We start from the raw sequence: 26893 nt of genomic DNA, 5'->3' as shown, positions 1-26893 counted from the left end.
TGGGTGCATCCATAAACAAAAAGGCCTAGAAGAATCTAGGCCTTTTGCTTTGGTGCTTGCGATGTTGATTAAGCTTTTAAGTTCTTACCTAGCATCTCCCAAGTAGCAACAACGCTATCTGGATTCAATGAGATAGAAGTAATCCCTTTCTCAACTAGCCAACGGGCAAAGTCTGGATGGTCTGATGGACCCTGTCCGCAAATACCGACATACTTGTTTTGCTTACGGCAAGCATCAATTGAACGAGCAATCATGAACTCCACCGCTGGATCACGTTCATCAAAGTCAATTGCCAACAATTCCATGCCGGAGTCGCGATCTAGACCAAGCGTTAACTGGGTCATATCGTTTGAGCCGATAGAGAAGCCATCAAAGTACTCAAGGAACTGATCCGCCAAGATTGCATTAGAAGGAATCTCGCACATCATAATGAGACGCAAGCCATTAACGCCACGCTTGAGGCCAAACTTCTCCATCATATCAATGACGCGCTTAGCCTGATTAATGGTGCGCACGAATGGAACCATGATCTCAACGTTATCCAAGCCCATGTCTTCACGCACACGCTTCATTGCCGCGCACTCGAGGGCAAACGCCTCACCGAAATCTTCAGATACATAACGGGATGCGCCACGGAAACCTAACATTGGATTTTCTTCATCCGGCTCGTAACGTGATCCACCAATCAATTTCTTATATTCATTGGATTTGAAGTCTGATAAACGAACAATCACTGGCTTTGGATAGAAAGCAGCTGCAATAGTTGCCACACCTTCAACCAACTTGTCTTCGTAGAACTGACGTGGACTAGCGTAGCCACGGGCAACACTCTCTACAGCACGCTTGAGATCGGGATCAATGTTTGGATATTCCAATACGGCACGTGGATGCACGCCAATGTAGTTATTGATAATGAACTCGAGACGAGCCAAGCCAACACCTGCATTGGGGATTTGGCAGAAATCAAACGCCAACTGAGGATTACCAATATTCATGGTGATCTTCACTGGAATCTCAGGCAATACACCGCGAGATACCTCAGTGACTTCAGTTTCGATTAAGCCGTCATAGATATGACCTTCATCACCTTCGGCACAAGATACCGTAACCATCATGCCGTCTTGCAAATGCTCAGTCGCATCGCCGCAACCAACGACTGCTGGCACGCCTAGCTCACGAGCAATAATGGCGGCGTGGCAAGTGCGGCCGCCACGATTAGTAACAATCGCGGAAGCACGCTTCATCACTGGTTCCCAGTTTGGATCAGTCATGTCAGCAACCAATACGTCGCCTGGCTGTACACGATCCATCTCGCTTGGGTCACGAATAATGCGCACAGGGCCTGCACCGATCTTTTGACCGATTGCGCGACCTTTTGCTAATACCTTAGAGCTGCCTTTGAGCTTGTAGCGCATTTCTACTTGGCCAGCTGCCTGACTCTTTACAGTCTCAGGACGCGCCTGGAGAATGTAGATGCGACCATCTTGACCATCTTTACCCCACTCGATGTCCATTGGACGACCGTAGTGTTTCTCAATAATCACTGCGTACTTAGCCAACTCAGTGATATCTGCATCTTCCAAAGAGAAACGATTCCGCTTTTCTGGAGATACATCTACTGTCTGGACTTTTTCTGCAGAGCCCTTAGGAGCAAATTGCATCTGAATTAACTTAGAACCCAAGGAGCGGCGAATGATTGCCTTCTTATCCTGGGCTAACGTAGTTTTGAATACATAAAACTCATCTGGATTCACTGCACCCTGCACCACTGTTTCACCCAAACCATAGCTTGAGGTAATGAACACCACATCCTCAAAACCAGACTCGGTATCCAAGGTAAACATCACGCCAGCAGCACCTAAGTCAGAACGCACCATCCGCTGAATACCAGCAGATAAGGCTACTTCAGCATGGGCAAAGCCCTTGTGAACGCGGTAAGAAATGGCGCGGTCGTTATACAGCGAGGCAAATACTTCACGAATCTTCTTCAGAACATCATCAATGCCTTCGACGTTCAAGAAAGTCTCTTGCTGACCAGCAAAAGAGGCATCAGGCAAGTCTTCAGCGGTGGCAGAAGAACGCACAGCAAATGAGCCTTTACCAGAATCATCCAAAACCGCAAATGCTTTACGAATCTCTTCATCCAATTTTGGCTGAAAAGGTGCCGTTTCAATCCAGTTGCGAATTTCTGCACCCGCTTGCGCTAAGGCACGCACATCATCGATATTCAAACCTTCTAAACGCTGTTGAATGCGCTCAGTCAGATTGTTGTGTTTCAGAAAATCACGGAAGGCCAATGCAGTGGTTGCAAAACCCGTTGGAACACGAACCCCAGTAGAAGCTAACTGAGAAATCATCTCCCCTAATGAAGCGTTCTTACCGCCGACGGATTCGACATCAGTCATGCGAAGCTGCTCAAAAGGCAAAACATAGGCATCAGCCATACTGCTATTTTGTTGCTGTTGGTTGGACATAAAATACTCTCTAAGGATAAGGAAACTGGTGTAGCGGCCACCCTAATCGGGGCATGCTTTAATATGATTCTATTGTAGTGCTGACCCTGACTTTTAAGCCAAATCCATGTCCAACGAAACCCGCATTGTTTTTATTGTCTCTGACGGCACCGGCATTACCGCCGAGAACTTCAGTCAGTCAATTTTGGCCCAATTTGAGGCCACTTTTAAGCATATTCGGGTGCCTTTTGTGGATAGCGTCGATAAGGCCCATGACGCCGTTAGCAGCATTAACCAGGCAGCTAATAAATACGGGGTACAGCCGATCGTTTTCACCACTTTGGTGAATTCTGAGCTTAACGCCATTGTCGGGAAGGCAAACGGCCTAATCCTGGATATGTTCCAGACTTTCGTAGCACCTTTAGAGGCAGCTTTGAGCATGAAATCGACCCATGCCATGAACCGCCTCCACCACAATGCCGATACCGAGGCCTATAAGAACCGTATTGAGGCAATTAACTATTCTTTAGCCCACGACGATGGTCAATCGAATCAAAACTTGGCCGAAGCCGATGTAATCCTCATTGGCATCTCCCGAGTGGGCAAAACACCGACCAGTCTTTATCTAGCGATGCAATATGGACTCAAGGCAGCGAACTACCCACTCATTCCGGAAGACTTTGAACGAGGACAACTTCCTAAGGACTTAGTGCCTTATCGCCAGAAGATCTTTGGTCTCATGATTGATGCTGAACGCTTGTCAGAGATTCGTAATGAGCGCAGACCTGGTAGTAACTATGCCAAGCTTGAAAACTGTCGTTATGAAATCAACGAAGCAACAGCGATGATGAAAAAACAATCCATTCCTTGGGTACTCACCACCAGCAAGTCCATTGAAGAAATTGCTACCACGGTGCTGCAGGCAATTAAGTCGGATAAAACAATACTAGGGTAAGTTTTAAACCAGAGACTTAAGCACGCCTTACGCGCATAGTCTCAAATAGACATACTGCTGCCGCAGTAGAGACATTTAACGATTCCACTCTTGGATCAATCGGAATAGAAACCCCTTTAGCTTGAGCAAGCAAATCATCTGATACGCCCTGCCCTTCACTACCCATTACCCAAGCAACAGGATGCAGTAGCTCTTTTTTTAGAGAGTAAAGATCTTGCTCTGCATCTGCTGTGGTTGCCAATAGCTGCGCGGTGACTGCGCTCAACACCTGTTGATTGGACCAACCTTCGTATAAATCTAAAAGCTTGTGAGCGCCCATACCTGCACGCAACACTTTTGTTGACCATAAATGGGCGCATCCCGATAAAGCAATCACCTGAGTAAATCCAGCAGCAGCTGCAGTGCGCAAGATAGAACCCACATTACCCGCATCCTGCACACGATCCAATATCACCACATCACCTTCTAGTGTTGCAATGGATTGTGGTGTAGCTATAGTAGATTTTGGTAAATCCAGTAAGCCAGCAATATGTGGCGCATTAACTAAATCAGAGAGAAGATCCCATAGAGCACTATCCAATTGAAATGCTTTGGTGTCTGGACAAATCTCGAGATGCTCATAAACGGCTTGAGAGATTTCTGTATTCTGTAAACCAATTTCTGATGTGAGCAGAGTCTTTAATGCTGGATCACCCACCCAGGTTTGTACTAGATGAATACCTTCTAGTAAGGCTTGGCCACTTGCTAATCTAGCCTTCTGCCCTTTAGATCCCGTAGCCTGTAGGTTACGAATCTCTTTAAACAGGGGATTCTCTTTGGAGGTGATGAGATCAAAGTTCATGGCTTAGTGGTTTTGGTTTTCTAGGACTTTGCGCACCGGCGAAAAACTTCTTCTATGTTGATCGCATGCGCCGTATTGTTTTAAGGCTGCAAAATGGGCTTCAGTCGGATAGCCCATATGTTGTGCAAAACCATATTCTGGATGACGCTCATGCAAGAGTTGCATCTGGCGATCACGCGTGACTTTAGCAATGATCGATGCCGCTGAAATTGCAGGCTCTTTAGAGTCACCCTTCACGATTGCTTCTGCAGAGATTGGCAACTCTGGGCAACGATTGCCATCGATCAATGCTTTATCTGGCCAATTGCCTAAGCGAGTGGCCAGATCTTCAATTGCACGGCGCATTGCTAACATTGTGGCTTGCAAAATATTGATGTCATCAATCTCAGCTGGACTGGCTTCACCTACTCCCCAGGCCTTGGCTTTTTCCATGATTTGCTCATAGAGATATTCACGACGAATAGCAGTTAATTTCTTGGAATCCTTGAGACCCTCAATCGGATTATTGGGATCGAGCACTACGGCACCAGCAACGACCGCTCCAACCAATGGGCCACGCCCTGCTTCATCTACACCACAGATCCAAATGAGACTCATACGCTTGTTTTGTTCTTGCGTTGATTGGCAATCGTTTGAGCTACTGCTTGCGCAACCAATAAGCCGGTAGGACGACGCAGGGTTTCGTGCATTTGTGCAAAACGTTCTTTGAGCTTGGCAACTTTAGCTGGATGTTCTATCCAATCTTGCACGGCATTGGCTAGATTCTCAGGAGTCGCATCATTTTGTAGAAGCTCGGGAACAACAAACTCACCGCAGAGAATATTTGGCAAACCTACATATGGCAAGTAACCCTGACGCTTCATAATCTGCGCAGTTAGCCAAGGCACCTTATAAGAAATCACCATCGGCTTTTTCCATAGAGCTGCCTGTAGAGTGGCCGTGCCGCTGGCGATCAACACTACATCGGATGCCTCCAATACTTCATCTGCCATACCATCTAGTAAATGAATCTGAATATCTGAATTGCTATTTTTTGCATTGAGCAAAAGCCGCTCAAGAGGCTCGCGCAACCTTGGAGTAGCCACCGGAATAAAGAAGTGAAGCTTTTGACCTTTTAGCCTATTGCTCAATAGCTGCATCGTTTCAAAAAAGACTGGGGCTATGAGCTCAATCTCGGAACCACGGCTTCCGGGCAGGACAGCTATTACCAGCCCATCCAAGGATGTCGCAGGAATGTTGAGTTGCTGACTTAATTTTTCTCTTGCTTGATGGGTATTGGGCTCAAGTGAAATCTCACTAGCCAAGGGGTGCCCTACATAAGTCGATGCCACACCAGCCTTGCCGTAGATCTCTGTCTCAAAGGGGAAGATACAGAGCATGCGCTCTACTGCTTGAGAAATCTTCTTGATGCGCCCTGCTCGCCAAGCCCAGATCGATGGGGATACAAAATGCAAGGTTGGTATGCCTGCCTTACGTAACTCCAACTCAACGCCTAAATTAAAGTCAGGCGCATCAATTCCCAAGAAGACGTCTGGGCGATCTTCATTGAGGAGATTTTGAATAAGCTCTTTACGCAACTTGAGAATAGCCGGAAGTTGTTTGATTGCCTCTACATAACCGCGGACACTTAAAGTTTCCATAGGCCAATCGGAGCGCATACCTTCGGCCTGCATGCGGGGGCCACCAATGCCGTATACCTCTAGACCAGACATATCTGGTATTTGATTTAACGCACTCAGAACTGGTGCCGCCAACAGATCACCAGAAGGCTCGCCAGCTACACAAGCTAACTTTGGCAAAGTAATTCCGTTACCGAATAATGCCGCGCGTAGAGGCGGCAATGAAATCATGGAACTGAGCTAGCTTTTCAGCAGTAGCGGCATCGGCTGCAGATGCAACTACCATCTTCTGAAGCTCTACCTTGGCTTCTTCAAAGCTTAGGCCATCTTTATAGAGCACCTTATAGGCTTGACGCAAAGCAGAAATTGTCTCGCTTGAGAAACCACGACGCTTTAAGCCCTCAACGTTAATACCATGAGGAGAAGCCTTGTCTCCAGCAGCAATCACGAATGGCGGGATATCTTGCACTAGCGCAGAAGCGCCACCCAGCATCGCATGCTGACCAATACGAACAAACTGATGCACGCCTGACATGCCGCCCATAATGGCCCAGTCATCTACTTGCACGTGCCCAGCAATTTGCGCATTGCTTGAGAAGATTGTGTGATTGCCAACCTGACAGTCGTGAGCAATATGAACGTAGGCCATGATCCAATTGTCGTTCCCGATGCGGGTAATACCCTCATCCTGTGAAGTGCCCGTATGAATCGTCGTGAACTCACGAACAGTGTTGCGATCGCCAATAATTAATTGAGTAGGTTCACCACGGTACTTCATATCCTGTGGGGGGCCACCAATGGCTGCAAAGTGGGCAAAGGTATTTTCTTTACCAATAGTCGTGTAACCCTCGATCACCGTATGGGAGCCTACTTTAGTGCCAGCACCAATCTTGACGTTGGGGCCAATGACGGAATAGGGGCCTACCTCAACATCGCTTGCCAGCTCAGCTTTGCTATCAACTACGGCAGATGCATGAATCCGAGTCATTACGCGCCTTTCGTACGTACCGCACAGGTGATGTTTGCCTCTGCAGCAATCTCGCCATCCACGGTTGCCTTAACGGCAAACTTGTAAATACCAGCACGACCACGCTCTAATGTGGCAGTCATGATGAGTTGGTCCCCAGGTAATACAGGCTTTTTAAAACGTGCGCCATCAATACCAGCAAAGTAATAAATTGCATCTTCTGCGCGCTCTTCAGAGAAAGTGAGCAACGCAGCAGTCTGGGCCAATGCCTCAATAATCAATACACCAGGCATTACCGGAAAATCTGGGAAATGGCCCTGAAAGAATGGCTCATTCATAGTGACATTTTTTAATGCAGTAATACTTTCGCGCGGCGTAATTTCTAAGACACGATCGACCAACAAAAATGGGTAGCGATGCGGTAGCAATTTCAGAATCTTATTGATATCGATTGCGATTGGTGTGCTCATAAATAACCTACTGAAAAGTGAATATTTGTTTTAGATTACAGAATCTTATGACTCTGTGGTTTTGTTTTTATCCAATAAGCGCAAGCGCTGACGTATTTTATCTAGGCCCCGCAAAATAGCAGCGTTCTTCTCCCAGGCACTGTGAAGCATTGATGGATACACGCCCGTGAAATGCTGGCCTGGCTCTGTAATAGAGCGAATAATGGAGGTATTACCAGAAACTGTTGTTCTATCGGCAATGGTGAGATGGCCTGCAAAGTTTGCCGCGCCACCGATGATGCAGAAGTTACCAATCTTGGTACTTCCAGAGATTGCTGCGCAACCAGCAATGACACAGCAGCTACCAACAATCACGTTATGGGCAATTTGCACCTGATTATCAATCTTGGTTCCAGCGCCAATCACCGTATCGCTCATTGCACCACGATCAATCGTAGTCGAGGCACCAATTTCAACATCATTACCAATCACTACGCGACCGGTTTGTGGAATCTTGACCCATTCCCCGCCTGTGGCAGAAAAGTCGGGGGCAAAACCAAAGCCATCCGCACCAATCACTACACCACTATGAATAATGCAGCGCTCACCAATTTGAGTGTTGTAATAGATCGAAACAGACGGATAGATCAAGGTGTCACTTGCTATAACACTATCTCTAGCAACACTTGAGTTACCCAAAATAGAAACACGCTCACCCAATTTGACGCCAGCACCAATTTGCACAAATGGCCCGATGTGGCATGAAGCTGGCACGATTGCAGTGGCGTCAATTACTGCACTTGGATGAATTCCAGATGGATAGTCAGGGCTACTTGCTTTAGCAAAGTGCTGAGCCATTCTGGCAAAAGTTGCGTAAGGATTTTTAGAAACAAAGTACACCCGCTTTGCCGAATTTGCACTGGGATTGGCTTGCAAAAACTCTAGATCAGATTGGCTAACAATCAATGCGCCAGCAGCACTATCACTAGCCTGCTGTCTGTAAAGGGGATTAGAAAGGAAGGATATTTGATTTGACTGTGCTCGCTCCAAAGGAGCGAGACCAGTAAATCCATGGGAAGCCTCTCCCACTAAGCTTGATTGAAATTGTTCGGCCAGCTCAATGGCGGTTGGCATAAAGCTTACTTCTGGCTATTTAAAGCCTTGATGATGTCATCCGTAACATCAATCTTAGGATTCGCATAAGGAGGGTCCTGAACGATGATGTCTAATTTTTTTTGCTCAGCAACCTGCTTCAAAGCGATATTCGCTTTCTCAGCAATCTTAGCGCGATCTTCAAAATTTCTTTGGTTTAGGTCTTCGGTAAATTCACGCTGCTTGCGCTGTAATTCTCTGTCTTGCTCAGCCAACTCGCGTTGACGACGCACACGCTCCGCCTCGTTTATCACGGGAGCATCACGCTCTAATTTTTCAGCTGCAGCTTTAATTTTTCCTGCTGACTCTCTAATATCATTTTGACGCTTAGAAAAGTCTTTTTCAATTCTGGCTTGGCTTTGTTTGGCGAGATTGGACTCATTGAACAGCTTGTCAACATTGACAGAACCAATTCTTGCTCCTGCATCTTGAGCAAACGCTTGAGGGGCCGCTAAAACTGTTGCAGCAGCAATCAAACCCACTTGAATCCATTTTGAAGATTTATAAAGCTTCATAAAACTTTCCTTAAACAATTAAAACGCTGTACCCACTTGGAACTGTAAACGCTGGATGTTATCCGTTGGTGACGATTTATACGGAATACCGTAGCTGAATTTCAATGGTCCTAGTGGTGATATCCATGATAAACCCATTCCATAGGAGTATTTCAGAACTAAATTGATGTTTTCGCCGAAGGCATTACCACCGTCCACGAAGGTAAATAGGCGCAGGGTTTTATCAACGCCCGAACCAGGAACCGGGAAGGTATATTCCACGTTTGTAACAATCTTAGACTGTCCACCCGTTGGTTGGTAGGCGCCAACAAGCGAGTTAAAGTACTGAGGCCCCAAAGATCCAGGAGCATAACCACGAACAGAACCAATACCGCCTACAAAGTAGTTTTTAGTAATCGGGAATGGCTTATTGCCATAGGCCTCGCCATAACCAACTTCACCATTAAAGGACAGGATATTGCCCTTTGAGAACGAGTGGTACTTCTGATACTGGCCATATAAACGATAAAAAGTAAGATCTCCAACCGGAGTACCTACTTCAGCAGACAATTGCTGCAATGAACCATCAGACGGAATTAATGTGCTGTCACGACCATCACGTGACCAACCTACTGTTATAGGAACGTTATAAGTCTGTAGACGACCAGGTACGGTTCCACCATAACTAGTCACATATTGTTGGTATGGGATCGGTGTATTAGTGGTGGCATAAATACTGAAAACCTCAATACCCGTTCCAAAGAAAACGCGGTCAACCTCAGTGTATGGAACACCAAACTTGATATTGGAACCGACAGACTTAATTTGGTAATCAGGATCACCAGCGTAGTACAAAGGCTTGCTTGAACGATAGTACAAATCTGTATAGCGACTAATACCATCTTCTGTAAAGTACGGGTCGTAATTTGACAGCGTTAAGTTTTGAGTAATCTTACCGAGAGATGCATTAAGACCAATCGCCGTACCAGTACCAAACGCATTATCTTGATTAATGCCTGCAGATAAGATCAATTTCTCGGTTGAAGAGAAGCCCGCACCAAGAGTAACGGCTCCTGTTGGTTTCTCGGTAACCTTGACATTGACGTCAACCTGATCAGGGGAGCCCGGTACATCCTCTGATGAAATATCGGTTTCCGTAAAGTAGCCCAGACGCCCCAAGCGCTTTTTGGATAAATCAATCTTGTCACTATCAAACCATGAGCTCTCAAACTGACGCATCTCACGGCGAATAACCATATCGCGAGTTTTGGCGTTGCCAGAAATAGCCACCTGACGAACATAAATTCGGCGTCCCGGATCAACCACTAAGGTAAGGTCAACCTCCGCTACTTCACGACGAATATCTGGCTGCGGATTGATGGTTGCAAAGGCATAACCATAAGAACCCAAGATCTCCGCAATGGCTTTAGTGCTGTCTGTTAATTTGGCTGATGAGAAAGTATCTCCAGGCTTTAAAACAATTAACTGCATTAACTCAGCTTCTTTGCCCAAGGTTTCACCAGCCAAGCGCACATCTTTGACAGTGAACTTTTTACCCTCGCGAATACTGATGGTAAGGAAGATACCTTTTTTATCTGGAGTAATAGATACCTGAGTGGACTCAATCACAAACTCAAGGTAACCACGATTTAGGTAATACGAACGAATGGTTTCCAAGTCAGCGGTTAATTTTTGCTTGGAGTAAAGATTATCCTTGCTATACCAAGACAACCAACCACCCGTTTTCAGTTGCATCTCACTTTTGAGCGTGCTCTCACTAAACACTTCGTTGCCAATAAAGCTAATTTCTTGAATCTTGGCAATAGGACCTTCATCAATATTGAAGTAAACAGCCACTTGATTGCGCTCAACAGGGGTTACTGTTGCAACCACTTCTGCGGCATACATGCCCTTACCAACATATTGACGCTTTAATTCTTGCTCGGCTTTATCGATCAGGGCTTTATCGTAGAAACGCGCTTCTGCCACGCCAACTGTTTTCAAAGACTTGCGCACGATCTCGGTATCAAACTCTTTCATTCCCGTAAATTCAATTCGAGAAATTGTCGGACGCTCCTCAACAATCACAATCAGAACATTGCCCTGAGCCTGAATCTGCACATCTCTAAAGAAGCCAGTGCTGTAGAGAACTTTAATTGCCTCGGCACCTTTTTCTTCCGTAAAGGTATCCCCCACCTGGACTGGCAAATAGCTGAACACGGTACCCGGCTCTACGCGCTGCAAACCTTCAACGCGGATATCTTTCACTACAAAAGAATCGGCTGCAGAAGCATTCAAGCTCAACCCTAGCGCAGAAAACACCAAGATTTGGGCAATGCAGCGAGCAAAAATACGGAAAGAATGTGTCAGAGAATTCAAGGCGAAATATAGCGTTGTAAATCGTTAAACAAGGCTAGTAATGACATAGAAATCAGCAAGATAAAGCCCATTTTTTGAAGCTGCTCTTGCATTGAAGTCGAAATACGCTTACCAGCAACTAACTCCCATGCATCATACAGTAGCTGACCCCCATCAAGCATCGGAAAAGGGAGCAAATTCAGCAAACCAATGCTAATACTCATAAGAGCTAAAAACGCTAAAAATGGCTGCCAACCTACCTGCGCTGTCTTACCCGCCATGTCCGCAATACTGAGTGGTCCGCCCAACTGTTTTAAAGAGGTGTTTCCGGTAAACAATCCAGCCATTAGCCGGGCAGAAACCTTGGTAATCACCCAGACTCTTTGGGACGCAAAAGAGATCGCATCTACCGGCCCCAATTTCAGGTCCTGCCACTGTGCCAAAGGTGTTAATGCCGGCAGAATACCAAGAGCAAGCATTGGATCTTTGTCCGGGCTGATTTTGGGTAAATCCTTGGCGTAAAAGGTCTTGATAGAGCTCCCACCAGTAGGATTTTGCAGCTCGAGAGCAAATCCGTTCTCACCTGTAAGCGCATCCATCAAACTCCAGCGCAAGGCATTCCAGCTCGGAACAGGGTCAAAATCCCCAAAAAGGGGCACGCTATCAGCCTGACTACCCAAGTCCTGCCAGCCAACGACCCGATCACCCTCGCCCACCCCCAATTTAGCAGCCACAGAATTTTCAGGAGGGCTCTGCAAAACCGCCGGCAATTGAGGGGCGCCAGATACATAGATAAGAGCAAAAAAGATAATCGCTAGAAAAAAATTGGCAAATGGGCCTGCTGCGACGATCAGGGATCGCTGCCAAAGAGGCTTCCGATCAAAAGCCTGGGATTGGTCTGCGGGTGAAATAGTTTGTTGTGAATCTCGACCATCAAGTAACTTGACGTAACCGCCCAAAGGAATGGAAGCCAACACCCACTCTGTTTTATTTTTTGCATGAAAAGTAAACAAAGGTTTACCAAAACCTATTGCAAAGCGAAGTACTCGAACACCACAGCAACGAGCCGCTAAAAAATGTCCGAACTCATGAAAGCTGACCAACACTCCCAAAGTTAACAAAAATGCAGCAAGAGTAATTAAGGCTTGCAAAGAATATTCCTCACGACTAGTTGCGCCGCTTGACGAGCACGCAGATCAATATCAAGAATTAATTCTATTGAGTCCGCATTCACAGGGGGGATAGTGTTCAATACTTTTTCCACCACTACTGGAATCTGTAAATACGGCAAACCTTCATCTAAGAATGCGGCAACTGCAATCTCATTGGCAGCATTCAGAACTGTTGGCGCAGTACCGCCTACCTTAGCGGCAGCAAACGCTAATGAAAGACAAGGGAAGCGTTCTAACTCTGGTTCAGCAAAACTCAAGGCCGCCAACTGGGTCAAGCTCAATGGGGCCACGCCCGCATCAATCCGCTCTGGCCATGCCAACCCATAAGCAATTGGAGTGCGCATATCAGGCTGACCTAATTGCGCCAATACCGAACCATCGCGATAACGAACCATCGAATGCACCACGCTTTGCGGATGAATGAGTACTTTAATTTTTTCTAAGGGCAAACCAAATAACCAAAACGCCTCAATCACTTCAAGGCCTTTATTCATCATCGTCGCAGAATCTACAGAAATCTTTCTGCCCATCACCCAATTAGGATGCGCGCAAGCTTGCTCTGGAGTAATGCTAGCAAGTTGATCAAGTGGCGTATTTCTGAATGGACCACCTGAAGCTGTCAGCCAAAGCTCTTCAACTCCGAGGCTAGATCCCGAGTCTCTTGAAAATGAATTTGGTAAACATTGGAAGATGGCATTGTGTTCGCTATCAATTGGCAATAACTCGCCACCACCTGTTTTCATTGCCTGCATGAATAAATCACCGGACATTACCAAGGCTTCTTTATTCGCAAGCAATACTCTTTTACCTGCTTTAGCAGCAGCCAATGCAGGCACCAGTCCTGCCGCGCCGACGATGGCAGCCATCACGGTATCGCAATAGGATTGAGTAACGGCGCTCACCAATGCTTCTGGTCCATATAAAACTTGAGTATTGATTTTCTTCTCAAGCAAAAGCTTGCTTAAGCGATCCGCCCGATCAGCATCTGCCACAACAGCAATTGCTGGTTTAAATTCAGCGCATTGCTGAGCAAGGAGATCGACTTGTTTAGCCGCAGTAAGCGCAACGACCTTAAAACGGTCTGGATGCGCACGAATGACATCGAGCGTATTGACACCAATAGAGCCGGTAGAGCCTAGGATAGCAACCTGCTTTGACATCACACCAATCCTGCCAACAGGGCTGCGATAGGCATTGCTGGAATTAAGGCATCTACGCGATCCAGCACGCCACCGTGACCCGGCAATAAATGGCTAGAGTCTTTTACTCCCGCCAAGCGTTTGAGTTGAGACTCAAATAAGTCTCCAAAAATACTGAAGGCTGTTAATACCGTCACCATTAGGAACATTGGAATCCAACCAAAACGGATTGCCCAAGCGCCAAACAAAGTAGATTCAAAGGATAAAAAGTAAACGCATGCAAATGCGTAAACATAACAAAGCAACAAGCCGCCAATGGCGCCCTCAATGGATTTTCCAGGACTAATTTGCACTGCAAGCTTGTGCTTACCAAAGGCCTTACCAACAAAGTAAGCGCCAATATCCGCAACCCACACTAGGGCCATAGTGCTGAGCAAAAAGACAAGGCCCAATTCACGCAAGAATACCAATGCGAACCAAGTTGCTGGCAAGATAATGAGACCCAGCACCACATAAAAAGGTCGCAGCTTTGCAAGCGAGAGATTCATGCCTTTCGCCAAGATGAATGGCGCCACAAAAAACCAAAATATCACTGCTAAAAGTAATAAAGCAAATTGCCATGAGGCATTTTGCATGCCTATTAGAAACAAAATAATAGTTAGGCAAAATAATGCATAGATCCAAGCAGCGCGTCCCGCCTCAGGTGCAAGCAAGCGACTCCACTCCCAAGCTGCAGCCAATAAAGCCACTAAGAAGAAAGCGCCAATATAAATTTGGGGGAGTAAAAACAGTATGGGCAGCAATACCGCCAATAGAACAAGGGCAGTAATAACTCGGGTTTTTAGCATGGGTATGTACTTAGTAATGAACTACATCAAACTGCGTCGCTCATTGCTTGCGAGGCAAGCTGAGCACTAGTACGACCGAAGCGGCGCTCGCGCTGGCTAAACCAGTCAAACGCTTTATGTAATTCTGCTTCATCAAAGTCAGGCCACAAGATGTCCGTGAAATACAACTCGGTATAAGCCAATTGCCATAACAAGAAATTGCTTACGCGCTGCTCACCGCCAGTACGAATAAATAAATCCGGCTCTGGAGCGTAAGCCATAGAGAGATGAGGTTGAAGTAATTCCTCAGTAACCTGCTCTGGCTTTAAATTGGGATTGGCAGCAAGACATTGACGCATCGCTTGCAAAATATCCCAGCGACCACCGTAGTTGGCGGCAATCGTAAATGTCAAACTTTTACAGCCGGCAGTCTTTTTCTCGGAAAATTCAACCATTTCTTGGATGGCTGAATCAAAGCGACTTAGGTCGCCAATTAAACGCAAAGCTATATCGTTTTCTGCTAAACGTGTAACTTCGCCCTTGAGCGACTTCAGAAATAGTTTCATTAAGAAGCCCACTTCTTCAGGTGGGCGACGCCAGTTCTCAGAGCTAAATGCAAATACTGTTAAGTACTCAACGCCAAGTTTGCGGCATTCTTGAACAATCTTACGAACAGCACTCAAACCCTCCGAGTGCCCTGCAACGCGAGGCATCATCCGCTTACTAGCCCAGCGCCCGTTGCCATCCATGATGATCGCCACATGGCGTGGTACAGCACTGACCTCTGGGATAGCTAGGGTTGAACTGGAGTGTTGGGTCATCAGAAACTAAAAATCAATCAGGTACTTAAACCGTCATGATCTCTTTTTCTTTTTCGGAAACGATCTTATCAACATCGATCACTGCTTTATCAGTCATCTTCTGAATTTCATCCGTAGCACGACGCTCTTCATCCTCGGAAATTTCTTTATCCTTAGTCAGGCGCTTTAAATGCTCATTCGCGTCGCGACGCAAATTACGCACGGCAATCTTCGTTTCTTCGCCCTCATTCCTCACAACCTTAGTGAGGTCGCGGCGGCGCTCTTCAGTCAAAGCTGGCATTGGCACGCGAATTACGGTGCCCTGAGATGCTGGGTTTAAGCCTAAATCAGAATCACGAATTGCTTTTTCAATCACGGCAACCATGGTCTTTTCAAATGGCTGAACATTAATCGTGCGGGCATCCGCTAAACCTAGGCTAGCAACCTGACTTAATGGAGTCGGATTACCGTAGTAGTCCACCTGAATGTGCTCCAAAATTCCTGGGTTAGCACGGCCAGAGCGAATCTTTGCCAAATTGGTTTTCAAAGCCTCAAGAGACTTTTGCATCTTTTGATCGGTATTGGTTTTAATTTCTGTTGCAGACATCAGGCCTCCTATTAAACGTGAACCAAAGTACCTTCAGGTTCACCTTGCACTACACGCATCAATGCGCCTGGCTTGAGAATTGAAAATACTTTGATTGGTAATTTGCGATCACGACACAATGCAAATGCAGTTGCGTCCATAACTTGTAGATTCTTGATTAATGCTTCGTCAAACGTAATCGTTTTATATAAAGTTGCTGACGGGTCTTTTACTGGATCAGCACTATAGATGCCATCCACCTTAGTCGCCTTGAGCATGATCTCAACACCCATCTCAGCCCCACGCAGAGCAGCTGCAGTGTCAGTAGTGAAGAATGGATTGCCAGTGCCAGCAGCAAAAATAACAACCTTGCCTTCACCCATCGCACGAATTGCACGTGGACGAATATAAGGCTCAACAACTTGGTCCATACGTAGCGCAGATTGCACGCGCGCCTCAACACCTTTTTGACGCAATGCATCTTGCAACGCTAAGGAATTCATCATGGTTGCCAACATACCCATGTAATCGGCAGTTGCGCGATCCATACCAGCTGCGCCACCTGCAACACCACGGAAAATATTTCCGCCGCCAATCACAATCGCTAGCTCCACTCCGATATTCACAATATCCGCGATTTCTTTAACCATGGAATCGATAGTGACTGGATTGATGCCGAAAGCATCATCGCCCATAAGGGCTTCACCAGATAGTTTTAGGAGGACTCGTTTGTAGGCTGGCATGTTTTTTATTTTCCGTAATTTGCCAAGTAATTAACTTACTTAGCTTATTGATCTTTAAGCACTTTTTAATATCTCCGCCAAATTATAAAGGGCTTATAAGGGATCAAAGAAAAGGGCACAGAAACTAAGGTTTCTATGCCCTTTTGGGTATTACTAAGCAGCGGGGCAAGCCCCAAACCAGCTAATTAAGCAGTTGCTTTAGAGGCGGCAGCCACTTGCGCAGCTACTTCAGCCGCAAAGTCGTCTTGACGCTTCTCAATGCCCTCGCCTACAACAAACATGGTGAAACCCTTGATTGTTGTGTTTGCAGCTTTGAGCATTTGCTCTACAGATTGCTTATCGTTCTTCACGAAAGTCTGGTTCAACAAAGAAACCTCTTTGAGGTACTTCTGAATTGAACCTTCAACCATCTTTTCAACGATTTCTGGTGGTTTGCCTGATTCAGCAGCTTTTTGAACGGCAACACTACGCTCTACAGCAATTGCTTCTGCAGGAACGTCAGCCATCGACAGAGCCACTGGCTTCATCGCAGCAATATGCATTGCTACATCTTTAGCAGCAGTTTCGTCACCTTCGAACTCCACCATTACACCGATACGAGTGCCGTGGAGATAAGAAACCAACTTGTTGCTACCAGCGAAACGCTTGAAGCGACGTGGCATGATGTTCTCACCGATCTTACCGATCAATGCGCTACGAACTTCATCAACAGTTTGACCATTCAATGGCAATGCTAATAATGCAGCAACGTCAGCTGGGTTCTTTTCAGCAACCAACTTCACGCAGTCATTTACAAACGCCAAGAAGTCGTCATTCTTAGAAACGAAATCGGTTTCGCAGTTCACTTCCAACAAAGCACCAGTAGTGCCATTGATAGAAGTAGCAACAATACCTTCAGCCGTTACACGGGAAGCTGCTTTACCAGCCTTGCTACCCAGCTTAACGCGCAGAATCTCTTCTGCACGAGCCATATCACCATCAGCCTCAGTTAAAGCCTTTTTGCACTCCATCATCGGAGCATCAGTTTTGGCGCGTAACTCGCCAACCATTGCAGCGGTAATAGCGGCCATTATTCAGCTTTCCCTTCTTCAACAAATTCTTCTTCGCCTTCTTTAACTGCTGTCAAGATTTCTTGAACAGAGTTAGCTTTGCCTTCGAGGATTGCATCAGCAATGCCACGTGCATAAAGGAGAACAGCTTTGCTGGAGTCATCGTTACCAGGGATGATGTAATCAACACCTTCTGGTGAGTGGTTGGTATCCACAACAGCGATTACTGGAATACCAAGCTTGTTAGCTTCAGTAATAGCAATCTTGTGATAGCCAACGTCCACTACGAAAATCGCATCAGGAACGCCATTCAAATCTTGAATACCGCCAAGTGCTTTTTGCAATTTGTCGAGATCACGGTCGTTAGTCAAAGCTTCTTTCTTAGACAGCTTTTCCCAGTCGCCAGCTTCTTTAGCAACCGCCATGTCTTTCAAACGCTTGAGGGAACCTTTAACAGTTTTGAAGTTGGTGAGTGTGCCACCCAACCAACGGCTGTCGATGTAAGGCATACCAGCACGAGCAGCTTCTTCAGCAATGATCTCGCGTGATTGACGCTTAGTACCAACAAATAAAATAGTGCCACGATTAGAAGCAACTTGTTTTGCAAATTTCAGGGCGTCCTGAAACATTGGCAATGTTTTTTCCAAGTTGATGATGTGGATTTTGTTGCGATGACCGAAAATAAAAGGGGCCATCTTTGGGGACCAGAAGCGAGTTTGGTGACCAAAATGGCAACCGGCTTCCAGCATTTGACGCATAGTTACTGACATAACTTCTCCTAAGGGTTGTTTCTAAAGTTGAGTCCTAGCTGCGCTAAAAAACGCCACCCTGGAAGGCTCAACTCGCGATTTCAAGTCCAAAATAGACCTGAGACCGAAATTATAGCTTAAATATCAATGCCCTAGCCACCTTCACCCCCGGGCAATAGAGGGGGTCAATTCTCAAAATCGGCCCTAGAAGCCCCAAAAATGGGATTTTTGCCTAAATTTTAGGCAATCTGACCAAACCAAAACAATCCAAGTCGTTGATAATCAAGGCATGAATAGTGTATTTACCGCAGAAAAAGACATCCTCGGGATGCGCGAGGCTGGCCGCTTAGCTAGTGAAGTGATTGATCATGTGGCGCCCCACGTTAAAGCCGGTGTGACTACAGGCGAACTCGATCGGATTTGCCATGAATATATGCGTGACGTCCAAAAAACGATTCCAGCCCCATTGAACTATCAGCCACCTGGCTACCCGCCCTTTCCGGCATCGATCTGCACTTCAGTAAATGATGTGATCTGCCATGGCATACCGGGTGACAAGATTCTAAAGACCGGTGATGTTGTGAACTTAGACATTACCGTGATTACTCCTGATGGCTACTACGGCGATACCAGTCGTATGTTTATGGTGGGCGAAGTGTCAGTCATGGCAAAGCGCCTCACTCAAATTACTTTTGAGTGTATGTGGCTTGGCATTGCACAAGTAAAGCCAGGCGCTTCACTTGGCGACATCGGTCACGTCATTCAGACTCATGCAGAAAAAGCAGGCTACTCAGTAGTGCGGGAATACTGTGGTCACGGTATTGGAAAAGTGTTTCATCAAGACCCACAAATTCTTCACTATGGCCGTCCAGGCACAGGTGAAAAACTAGAAGCTGGCATGACCTTCACAATCGAGCCAATGATTAATGCTGGTAAACGCGATATTCGCACCATGCCTGATCAGTGGACCGTAAAGACAAAGGATCGCAGCCTGTCAGCCCAGTGGGAGCATACCTTGCTAGTGACACAGACTGGCGTTGAAGTACTTACCTGGTCGGAAGGTAGCAACCCGCCGCCAGATTGCGTTAAAGGCCTGTCTTTTAGACCAACTCTAGCAAGCGCATAAATTCATGAGCAAGCCTCAGGCAGCCGGCAATATCACTGATGCAGCTAGTCTGCGTGCTGCTCGCGAAATTGCTTACGACGAGTTCAAGAAAACACAGTCGGTAGGAAAATTAACTAAACAACTTTCCAAGTTGAGTGACAAGCTCCTTAGCCACTTATGGATTCATTGCGGCTTAAATAATGAGGCCGCCTTAGTTGCGGTGGGTGGCTTTGGTAGAGGCGCTTTATTTCCTTACTCAGATATTGATATTCTGATTCTGCTACCGGCCGATGAAGAAAAAGCCAGGGCTCTATCAAAACAAGTTGAGCAATTTGTTGCAAGCTGTTGGGATACAGGATTAGAAATTGGCTCTTCAGTCAGAAGTGTTGCTGAATGCATATCAGAATCTGAGCAAGATATTACTGTGCGCACATCCCTTTTAGAGGCGCGACTCCTTTGCGGCAAGAAGCAACTCTTTAAAGACTTTGCCAAAGCTTTTGAAGCGGCAATGGATCCAAAGGCCTTCTTTCAAGCCAAGCAAGCCGAACAAATTCAGCGTCACTACAAGTATCAGAATACCCCCTACTCTTTAGAGCCCAATTGCAAAGAGAGTCCTGGTGGATTACGTGATTTACAGGTGATTTCTTGGGTGAGTAAGGCCGCCTTATTAGGCGACACCTTTAAGGACCTCAATGAAGCCGGTCTGGTCACGCAGCGCGAACTGACAGAACTCAACCGTAATCAACGCTTCCTAGAAACCTTACGTGCTAATTTGCATTTATTGGCAGGCCGTAGGCAAGATGTATTGGCCTTTGACTTGCAGGCAGCATTGGCAGAATCCATGGGGATTACAGAAGAATCCTCACGCAGAGCTAGTGAAGCCATTATGCGCCGCTACTACTGGGCCGCTAAAGCCGTTACTCAGTTGAATGATGTTCTGCTGCAAAACATTGAGGCACTTCTCTTTCCGCAAGAATCTAAAACTACGCATCCGATTCCTGGAGAGGGCAACGAATACTTTATTGAGCGCCAAGGAGTATTGGATATTACCGATCCGGAACTCTTCCAAAAACATCCAGAACAAATTCTGAGAACTTTCTTAGTATTTGCCCAAACATCCAATGTAAAGAGTCTGTCTGCAACGATTTTTAGAGCGCTCTATAACGCTCGCCAGAAAATGGACAGCAAGTGGCGCACCAACCCAATCAATCGGGCACTCTTTATTGAGATCCTGAAACAACCTGAAGGCGTAAGCCGCGCGTTTCACCTTATGAATCGCAGTAGCGTTCTTGGCCGCTACCTTCCAGCCTTCCGCAAGATTGTTGGGCAGATGCAGCATGACTTATTTCACGTGTACACCGTTGATCAACATATCTTGATGGTGTTACGTAACGTACGTCGCTTCATGGTGGTTGAACATACCCATGAGTTCCCATACTGTAGTAGCCTCATTGCCCACTTTGAAAAACCTTGGTTACTTGTGATTGCCGCACTCTTCCATGACATTGCCAAAGGGCGTGGGGGCGATCATTCGCAACTCGGCAGAGCAGACATGCGTAAGTTTGCTAAAGAGCATGGTCTGGACAAGAAAGATACTGAGCTATTAGTTTGGCTAGTCGCTGAGCATCTCAATATGAGTCAAACTGCTCAGAAACAAGATATCACCGACCCCGATGTTGTGAAAGCATTTGCCAAAAAAGTAGGTGATGAACGTCATCTCACCGCACTCTATCTACTAACCGTTGCTGACGTACGCGGCACCAGCCCTAAAGTGTGGAACGCCTGGAAAGGCAAGCTCTTAGAAGATCTGTATCGTTCAACACTCAGAGTATTGGGTGGAGCAAAACCAGATGCCTTATCCGAATTGGCGCAACACCAAGAAGAATCCAAAGCTAAATTGCGTCTGTATGGCATTAATGACGAATCATATGAAGATCTATGGAAGCAGTTAGATGTAGCCTTCTTCCTAAGACAGGACTCATCAGACATTGCGTGGCTCACACGTCATCTGTACAACAAGGTCAATAGCGATCAACCTATTGTGAGAGCAAGACTGTCCCCTATTGGCGAGGGCTTGCAAGTTGCCGTTTACGTTAAAGACCAAGAAGATCTGTTTGCCAGAATTTGCGCTTACTTTGAAAAGCATGGTTTCTCTATTTGGGACGCCCGCATTCATACAACACGTCATGGATATGCTCTAGATACCTTCCAAATCTCCGGCAGTAATTTGGTAGATGAAGGGGGCAGCTATCGCGACATCATTCAGCTGGTAGAGTTTGAACTTGCGGCCGCACTAACTAATAGCGAACCGTTACCCAATCCAAGCATGGGCCGCCTCTCTCGACAATCACGTACATTCCCAATTCAGCCACGCGTGCACATGGTTCCAGATGATCGTGGTCGCTATTACACGCTAGCACTCTCTGCAAGTGACCGTACCGGCCTGCTCTATACGATCTCTAGAGTATTAGCGAAACATCAAGTATCGATTCATACTGCCCGGATTAATACGCTGGGAGAGCGAGTTGAGGACGTGTTGCTCTTAGATGCCGCTAACTTGGGCAAGAATCCCAAGCTACAAATTCAGCTGGAAACAGAGTTGCTAGAAGCGCTGGGTGCTTAAACCAACCAGGCATATTTGAGCCCCTCCCACCAAGGGAGATAGGACACTATCAATCAATGTGGAATATTGATGAGCAAGCTCAAGTCAGCAAATAAAACTCATATATAAATATTTTCAGGCTTTAAACCAGCCTGATATCTATCGTACATTTTGAGATAAGCAGTCTCAAGGTTTTTAGCAAAGAGTGGCGTATTAAACAAAGGAGCCGTTAAACGGTTTTTCGCAAGCCTTGATTTAATTTCCAAAAGTTTATAGGGATTCAATGCCAATTCAATTGCTAAAGCCTCATATTCATCCTGAGAATGAGCAATAAGCTCCGGCATATCAATGGCACTTAAAAGGCTGGATGCTACACGACTAGCAAAAGACATTTTCATTGCCGTCAAAACCGGCAATCCCACCCACAAGGCATCGCTAGCAGTAGTGTGAGCGTTATACGGTAACGTATCAAGAAATAGGTCCGCCTGAGGAAGGCGAGCTAAATGTTCTGATAGCGGCACCCTGTCCGCAAAGACTAATCTGCTTTCATCAACACCCTGCTGCCGAGCTTCTTTTTTAAGATTTTCAACTGCCCAATCATTGTCCTGAAGCAGCCATAAAACGCTGCCCTCAACTGCTTTTAATATGCGCATCCACCCAGCAAAAGTCGCAGGCAAAATCTTGAAATTATTATTGAAACAACAAAAAACAAATCCGCTCTCAGGCAATCCTAGCTCCTGCCTGGTAAATTGCTTATGTGAAATTACGCGCTTCGTATCGTTGACTTGATAGCTACCAGGCAAATAAATCACTCTTTCAGCATAAAACTGCTGCATCTGATCTGGGATTAATGTTTTATCAGCGATGATGTAATCCATATAATCAGCCCCCATAGTGCCGGGATAGCCCAAATAATTCACTTGAATTGGTGCCGCACGATATGCAAAAATCCCAGTCCTCCCGCCTAGAGTAAATCCTGATAAATCAATTGCTATGTCAATTTCAAGCTCTCTAGAAAGCTGTGCGATCGCAACATCGGACATTCGCTCCACATCAATAAAATGGTCAAACGCCTTATGGAGGCGATCCCTCATCTCATCACTCGCCCTCTCCAAGGAAAAAGCGTATATCTCAAAACGACTCCTGTCATGAATCTCAAAAAGCTCTGCAATCAGAAAAGCGACGGGATGATTTTTCAAATCAGCCGAAAAATAGCCAACTCTGATTTTTTTATTTTTTGGTCGATGAGGAATAGCCCCTAAGAAATAATTTTGTGGGTACTTATCTTCTACAAATATTTCAGCGCATTTTTTATGTAATAAAGCATCATCGTTCAAAGCAAGCAATGGGAAGGGTGGCAGGATCCTCTCGTTTGCCATGACTCTCTTAGAAATATCTTGCAGTGAATTTTCGAGGCCTGACCAACTGCACAACTTCATCTTTGCGTGAACCAAATAACCTGGAGCAAATTCAATATCAGCTTTTAGGCTAAGCGCTTTGTCGTAATGAACAATTGCCTCATCACAACGCTTTAAAGTATCTAGGGTCATACCTTTATTGAGCCAAGCTTCGTGATAATCAGGCTTTAAGCTAAGCGCTTTATCGTAATGGACAATTGCTTCGTCATAACGTTTTAATGTCTCTAAGGCCACACCTTTATTGAGCCAAGCTTCGTGATAGCCCTGCTTTAGGCTAAGCGATTTATCGTAATGAGTAATTGCCTCATCACAACGCTTTAACGCATACAGTGACACACCTTTATTTAGCCAAGCTTCGTGATAGTCAGGCTTTAGGCTAAGCGCTTTATCGTAATGGACAATTGCTTCGTCATAACGTTTTAATGTATCTAAGGTCGCACCTTTACTTAGCCATGCTTCGTGATAGTCAGGCTTTAGGCTAAGCGCTTTATCGTAATGAGTAATTGCCTCGTCATAACGTCTTAATGCATCTAGAGTCATACCCTTATTAAGCCAAGCTTCGTGATAGTCAGACTTTAGGCTAAGCGCTTTATCGTAATGGACAATTGCTTCGTCATAACGTTTCAGATCATTTAATACATTTCCTTTGTTATAAAAAGCTTCAGCGTAATTGGGATTTAGATTTAATGCTTGATCACATGCCTCCAAAGCATCTTCGAAACGCTTTAATTTATGAAGTGGCACGCATTTATTTGACCAAAACTCAAAATAACCCGAATTAAGATCAATGGCTTTATCGTATGCATTTAATGAGTCTTGATATAAATGCAAATTATTTAAAGCAATACCTTTATTTGACCAAGCTTCTGGAATATCGGGCCTTATTTTAATTGCGCTCTCCAGAACCTCTAATGCCAAAGCATAATTTTTTATATCGATATAAATGGAGCTCTTATTAATTAACGCATCAACGTTATCAGGCTGAATCTTTAGAGCCAAATCATAGGCCTCTATTGCGAGAAGATAATTACCTTGTAGCGAATGAATAAGTCCCAGGTTATAAAATATCCTTGCATCATTCACCCGATGCCGTTGCAAACAAGCAAGGACAAATAATGCCTCTTCAAGCCTATTGGCTTTGGCATAAGCAATGCCCAATTCAAAAATACTCTCAGCACTATTAATATCGGCTTGAAGAGCCCCACTCAAGATTAAATTGGCGTCATCAGAATCCCCCTTTTGCAGGGCTTGCATAGTCTTCTGAAGCATCAATTGAAGGTCGGGATTCATATCAATGATTCTATTTTATTTGGGATGATATTGAGCAAGTCTAAAAAGATGTGAGACTGGAGCTAGCTGATAACAGACTTTTGCAGTTTCAATTGGCTATGCCAACTTTTCATTCAATAAATCCAGCATCTCTACCTCATCAATCACCGGCACACCTAATTCTTCAGCTTTGGTAAGTTTGCTACCAGCGTCAGTGCCAGCAACTACGTAATCGGTTTTCTTGGAGACTGACCCAGCCACCTTTGCACCCGCCTTTTCTAGAAGATCCTTTGCTTGATCTCTTGTAAGGGTCGGGAATGTGCCTGTGAGTACAAATGTTTTTCCTGCAACGGCAGCGCTAATGACTTTTTCTTCTACAGAGAGCTGCATTCCAGAAGCTAATAGTTGCTCAATCACTTCTCGGTTATGTGCTTCTTGCATAAAGCTGGTGATGGAATCCGCAACCACGGGGCCAACATCCTTTACCGTGAGAAGATCTTCGATATTTGCATCCATGAGAGCATGCATCGATTGATAATGATTGGCCAAATCCTTGGCCGTGGTCTCACCTACGTGACGAATGCCTAAAGCAAATATAAATCTGGCTAAGGTGGTGCTTCTGGATTGGTTAATCGCCTGAATAAGGTTGTCGGCAGACTTCTCACCCATACGCTCTAAATTGGCTAGTGCTGTGAAGCCTAGCCTGTAGAGATCGGCAGGGGTTCTAACGAGATTATGATCCACCAATTGATCAACGATCTTCTCACCTAGACCTTCAATATCTAACGCTCTTCTATGGGCAAAGTGAATTAAGGCCTGCTTGCGCTGCGCACCGCAGAAAAGTCCGCCACTACAACGCGCTACCGCCTCATCTGCCAAACGCTCAATATGTGAATCACATACCGGGCAATTAGTGGGCATTAAAAATTCTGCTGCATCGGCTGGGCGTCGATCCTTAATCACTGAAACCACTTCAGGAATCACATCACCTGCTCTTCGCACTGAAACGGTATCGCCAATACGTACGTCCTTGCGTTTAACTTCATCTTCATTGTGTAGCGTGGCATTAGTAACGGTAACGCCACCAACTTCCACGGGAGCAAGTCTTGCTACCGGTGTAATCGCGCCTGTGCGCCCTACTTGCACATCAATGCCCAATACGGTTGTGAGCGCTTCTTGGGCTGGATACTTATGCGCAAGCGCAAATCTAGGAGCCCTTGAAACAAAGCCTAACTTTGCTTGCTCAGCAAATGAGTTCACCTTATAGACCACACCATCAATGTCATACGGCAATGCATCTCTTTTTGCGCCTATCTCGTTATAGAAGGCCAAGATCTCTTCCACCGAATGCAAAACCTTACGCTCAGAGCAAACCGGTAAGCCTAGCTCAGCATAAGCATTGAGTAATTCTTCATGGGTTTTAGGTAGCCATGACTGAGGCTCTAGGGCGCCCAAGCCATAAGCAAAGAAAGATAGTGGTCTTTTTGCCGTGATCTTAGAATCTAACTGACGCAAACTGCCTGCTGCAGCATTGCGGGGGTTAGCAAATTCTTTCTCGCCCAATTCTGCCGCTTGTCGATTCATTTTCTCGAAGTCTTTGAGGTACATAAAGACCTCACCGCGCACTTCTAGAACCTTTGGAATATTTTTGCCAGTGAGTTTGAGAGGAATAGCGCGAATCGTTTTGATATTGGCAGTAACATCCTCACCACTGGCGCCATCACCACGCGTTGCCGCAGTTACCAGTGAGCCATTTTCATAACGCAGGGAGATTGCTAGACCATCAAACTTGAGTTCACCTGCATAGGTCACGCGATCTGTATGCAAAGTCTCACGACAGCGACGATCAAAAGCAATCAGCTCGGCATCTTCAAATGCGTTGTTTAAAGATAGCATCGGCACAGCATGAGTAACTGAATCAAACTCCTTTAGCGCTGCTCCACCCACGCGCTGGGACAAAGACTCTGGGGTAACCCATTCTGGATGAGCGGCTTCAATCTCGAGCAATTCTCTATAGAGGCGATCGTATTCAATATCTGGGAGTAGTGGATTATCCAGAACGTAGTAAGCATGCTCTAAGCGAGCAAGCTCCGCCTGTAAGAATGCGTAACGCTCCGCTAAATTTGTCGGACTAGAGGACGACAAA

Annotated in this window: 21 protein-coding genes and 1 pseudogene; 3 read left to right on the top strand and 19 right to left on the bottom strand. The window is 45.8% G+C overall.

Translation table 11 applies throughout. The features are described 5' to 3' along the window. Positions 1-68: 68 nt before the first annotated feature. Positions 69-2474: a phosphoenolpyruvate synthase gene (ppsA, locus tag AOC21_RS02715; protein WP_251371556.1), complete on the bottom strand. Its 2406-nt coding sequence runs from the start codon at positions 2472-2474 to the stop codon at positions 69-71. A 106-nt stretch (positions 2475-2580) separates the two neighbouring features. Here ppsA and AOC21_RS02710 point away from each other — a divergent pair, with 106 nt between their 5' ends. Continuing rightward, complete coding sequence (locus tag AOC21_RS02710; RefSeq protein ID WP_215392262.1) at positions 2581-3408, top strand: pyruvate, water dikinase regulatory protein; 828 nt, start codon at positions 2581-2583, stop codon at positions 3406-3408. Positions 3409-3424: 16 nt separating this feature from the next. On the opposite strand, the gene AOC21_RS02705 is transcribed toward AOC21_RS02710, so the two are convergent. The 16 genes from AOC21_RS02705 to rpsB form a co-directional block, all read right to left on the bottom strand. After that, positions 3425-4249 carry an RNA methyltransferase gene (locus AOC21_RS02705; protein ID WP_215392261.1) on the bottom strand — a complete coding sequence of 275 codons (825 nt, stop codon included), beginning with the start codon at positions 4247-4249 and terminating at the stop codon, positions 3425-3427. Between the two features lie 3 nt (positions 4250-4252). Beyond that, positions 4253-4846, bottom strand: a complete 594-nt coding sequence (gene rnhB / locus AOC21_RS02700) for a ribonuclease HII (protein WP_215392260.1) — start codon at positions 4844-4846, stop codon at positions 4253-4255. Further along, complete coding sequence (gene lpxB, locus AOC21_RS02695; protein ID WP_215392259.1) at positions 4843-6099, bottom strand: lipid-A-disaccharide synthase; 1257 nt, start codon at positions 6097-6099, stop codon at positions 4843-4845. The genes rnhB and lpxB overlap by 4 nt, the downstream gene beginning before the upstream one ends. After that, a complete protein-coding gene (gene lpxA / locus AOC21_RS02690) occupies positions 6059-6856 on the bottom strand; it encodes an acyl-ACP--UDP-N-acetylglucosamine O-acyltransferase (protein ID WP_215392258.1) in 798 nt (265 codons plus the stop codon). The genes lpxB and lpxA overlap by 41 nt, the downstream gene beginning before the upstream one ends. Then, positions 6856-7305 carry a 3-hydroxyacyl-ACP dehydratase FabZ gene (gene fabZ, locus AOC21_RS02685; protein WP_215392257.1) on the bottom strand — a complete coding sequence of 150 codons (450 nt, stop codon included), beginning with the start codon at positions 7303-7305 and terminating at the stop codon, positions 6856-6858. Before fabZ ends, lpxA begins: the two co-directional genes overlap by 1 nt. 45 nt (positions 7306-7350) lie before the next feature. After that, the gene (gene lpxD, locus AOC21_RS02680) at positions 7351-8418 is read right to left on the bottom strand and encodes a UDP-3-O-(3-hydroxymyristoyl)glucosamine N-acyltransferase (RefSeq protein WP_215392256.1); all 1068 of its coding nucleotides are present in this window, start codon (positions 8416-8418) and stop codon (positions 7351-7353) included. 5 nt (positions 8419-8423) lie between these two features. Further along, positions 8424-8951 (bottom strand): OmpH family outer membrane protein, encoded by a 528-nt coding sequence (locus AOC21_RS02675; protein ID WP_215392255.1) that lies wholly within the window; start codon positions 8949-8951, stop codon positions 8424-8426. 18 nt (positions 8952-8969) lie between these two features. Next, positions 8970-11267, bottom strand: a complete 2298-nt coding sequence (bamA, locus tag AOC21_RS02670) for an outer membrane protein assembly factor BamA (RefSeq protein ID WP_371817808.1) — start codon at positions 11265-11267, stop codon at positions 8970-8972. Positions 11268-11305: 38 nt separating this feature from the next. Beyond that, a complete protein-coding gene (locus AOC21_RS02665) occupies positions 11306-12439 on the bottom strand; it encodes an RIP metalloprotease (RefSeq protein ID WP_215392253.1) in 1134 nt (377 codons plus the stop codon). After that, positions 12427-13620, bottom strand: coding sequence for a 1-deoxy-D-xylulose-5-phosphate reductoisomerase (gene ispC, locus AOC21_RS02660; protein ID WP_215392252.1), 1194 nt, complete (start codon positions 13618-13620; stop codon positions 12427-12429). Before ispC ends, AOC21_RS02665 begins: the two co-directional genes overlap by 13 nt. After that, the gene (locus tag AOC21_RS02655) at positions 13620-14447 is read right to left on the bottom strand and encodes a phosphatidate cytidylyltransferase (RefSeq protein ID WP_215392251.1); all 828 of its coding nucleotides are present in this window, start codon (positions 14445-14447) and stop codon (positions 13620-13622) included. Before AOC21_RS02655 ends, ispC begins: the two co-directional genes overlap by 1 nt. Before the next feature lie 26 nt (positions 14448-14473). Continuing rightward, a complete protein-coding gene (uppS, locus tag AOC21_RS02650; RefSeq protein ID WP_215392250.1) occupies positions 14474-15247 on the bottom strand; it encodes a polyprenyl diphosphate synthase in 774 nt (257 codons plus the stop codon). 25 nt (positions 15248-15272) lie between these two features. Continuing rightward, positions 15273-15833, bottom strand: a complete 561-nt coding sequence (gene frr, locus AOC21_RS02645; protein ID WP_215392249.1) for a ribosome recycling factor — start codon at positions 15831-15833, stop codon at positions 15273-15275. Between the two features lie 11 nt (positions 15834-15844). Next, positions 15845-16555 carry a UMP kinase gene (gene pyrH / locus AOC21_RS02640; RefSeq protein WP_215392248.1) on the bottom strand — a complete coding sequence of 237 codons (711 nt, stop codon included), beginning with the start codon at positions 16553-16555 and terminating at the stop codon, positions 15845-15847. Positions 16556-16740: 185 nt separating this feature from the next. Next, a complete protein-coding gene (tsf, locus tag AOC21_RS02635; RefSeq protein ID WP_215392247.1) occupies positions 16741-17625 on the bottom strand; it encodes a translation elongation factor Ts in 885 nt (294 codons plus the stop codon). Continuing rightward, positions 17625-18374 carry a 30S ribosomal protein S2 gene (rpsB, locus tag AOC21_RS02630; RefSeq protein WP_011903288.1) on the bottom strand — a complete coding sequence of 250 codons (750 nt, stop codon included), beginning with the start codon at positions 18372-18374 and terminating at the stop codon, positions 17625-17627. The genes tsf and rpsB overlap by 1 nt, the downstream gene beginning before the upstream one ends. 205 nt (positions 18375-18579) lie before the next feature. Between rpsB and map the strand changes: the two are divergent. Together map and AOC21_RS02620 are read left to right on the top strand one after the other, a co-directional pair. Beyond that, positions 18580-19479: pseudogene (map, locus tag AOC21_RS02625) on the top strand (type I methionyl aminopeptidase); the annotation flags it as partial. 4 nt (positions 19480-19483) lie between these two features. Further along, positions 19484-22081, top strand: coding sequence for a [protein-PII] uridylyltransferase (locus tag AOC21_RS02620; RefSeq protein ID WP_215392246.1), 2598 nt, complete (start codon positions 19484-19486; stop codon positions 22079-22081). A 98-nt stretch (positions 22082-22179) separates the two neighbouring features. Here the strand turns inward: AOC21_RS02620 and AOC21_RS02615 are convergent, their stop codons facing one another. Both AOC21_RS02615 and ligA read right to left on the bottom strand, forming a co-directional pair. Further along, positions 22180-24732: a tetratricopeptide repeat protein gene (locus tag AOC21_RS02615; protein ID WP_215392245.1), complete on the bottom strand. Its 2553-nt coding sequence runs from the start codon at positions 24730-24732 to the stop codon at positions 22180-22182. Positions 24733-24864: 132 nt separating this feature from the next. Beyond that, positions 24865-26892 carry an NAD-dependent DNA ligase LigA gene (ligA, locus tag AOC21_RS02610; RefSeq protein ID WP_215392244.1) on the bottom strand — a complete coding sequence of 676 codons (2028 nt, stop codon included), beginning with the start codon at positions 26890-26892 and terminating at the stop codon, positions 24865-24867. Position 26893 lies beyond the last annotated feature (1 nt).

The organism is Polynucleobacter sp. VK25, assembly GCF_018687355.1.
Taxonomy (GTDB): domain Bacteria; phylum Pseudomonadota; class Gammaproteobacteria; order Burkholderiales; family Burkholderiaceae; genus Polynucleobacter.
Note: the sequence above shows the minus strand (reverse complement) of the source record. Positions and strands in the feature narration are given on the sequence as shown.

Bases quoted from the DNA above. Each gene is read 5' to 3' on its own strand.
- rpsB (WP_011903288.1), bottom strand. From the start codon at position 18,374: ATGTCAGTAACTATGCGTCAAATGCTGGAAGCCGGTTGCCATTTTGGT.
- AOC21_RS02620 (WP_215392246.1), top strand. From the start codon at position 19,484: ATGAGCAAGCCTCAGGCAGCCGGCAATATCACTGATGCAGCTAGTCTG.
- fabZ (WP_215392257.1), bottom strand. From the start codon at position 7,305: ATGAGCACACCAATCGCAATCGATATCAATAAGATTCTGAAATTGCTA.
- lpxA (WP_215392258.1), bottom strand. From the start codon at position 6,856: ATGACTCGGATTCATGCATCTGCCGTAGTTGATAGCAAAGCTGAGCTG.
- lpxD (WP_215392256.1), bottom strand. From the start codon at position 8,418: ATGCCAACCGCCATTGAGCTGGCCGAACAATTTCAATCAAGCTTAGTG.
- ispC (WP_215392252.1), bottom strand. From the start codon at position 13,620: ATGTCAAAGCAGGTTGCTATCCTAGGCTCTACCGGCTCTATTGGTGTC.
- ppsA (WP_251371556.1), bottom strand. From the start codon at position 2,474: ATGTCCAACCAACAGCAACAAAATAGCAGTATGGCTGATGCCTATGTT.
- rnhB (WP_215392260.1), bottom strand. From the start codon at position 4,846: ATGAGTCTCATTTGGATCTGTGGTGTAGATGAAGCAGGGCGTGGCCCA.
- pyrH (WP_215392248.1), bottom strand. From the start codon at position 16,555: ATGCCAGCCTACAAACGAGTCCTCCTAAAACTATCTGGTGAAGCCCTT.
- uppS (WP_215392250.1), bottom strand. From the start codon at position 15,247: ATGACCCAACACTCCAGTTCAACCCTAGCTATCCCAGAGGTCAGTGCT.
- AOC21_RS02615 (WP_215392245.1), bottom strand. From the start codon at position 24,732: ATGCAAGCCCTGCAAAAGGGGGATTCTGATGACGCCAATTTAATCTTG.
- AOC21_RS02675 (WP_215392255.1), bottom strand. From the start codon at position 8,951: ATGAAGCTTTATAAATCTTCAAAATGGATTCAAGTGGGTTTGATTGCT.
- AOC21_RS02710 (WP_215392262.1), top strand. From the start codon at position 2,581: ATGTCCAACGAAACCCGCATTGTTTTTATTGTCTCTGACGGCACCGGC.
- AOC21_RS02655 (WP_215392251.1), bottom strand. From the start codon at position 14,447: ATGCTAAAAACCCGAGTTATTACTGCCCTTGTTCTATTGGCGGTATTG.
- frr (WP_215392249.1), bottom strand. From the start codon at position 15,833: ATGTCTGCAACAGAAATTAAAACCAATACCGATCAAAAGATGCAAAAG.
- tsf (WP_215392247.1), bottom strand. From the start codon at position 17,625: ATGGCCGCTATTACCGCTGCAATGGTTGGCGAGTTACGCGCCAAAACT.
- lpxB (WP_215392259.1), bottom strand. From the start codon at position 6,099: ATGATTTCATTGCCGCCTCTACGCGCGGCATTATTCGGTAACGGAATT.
- AOC21_RS02705 (WP_215392261.1), bottom strand. From the start codon at position 4,249: ATGAACTTTGATCTCATCACCTCCAAAGAGAATCCCCTGTTTAAAGAG.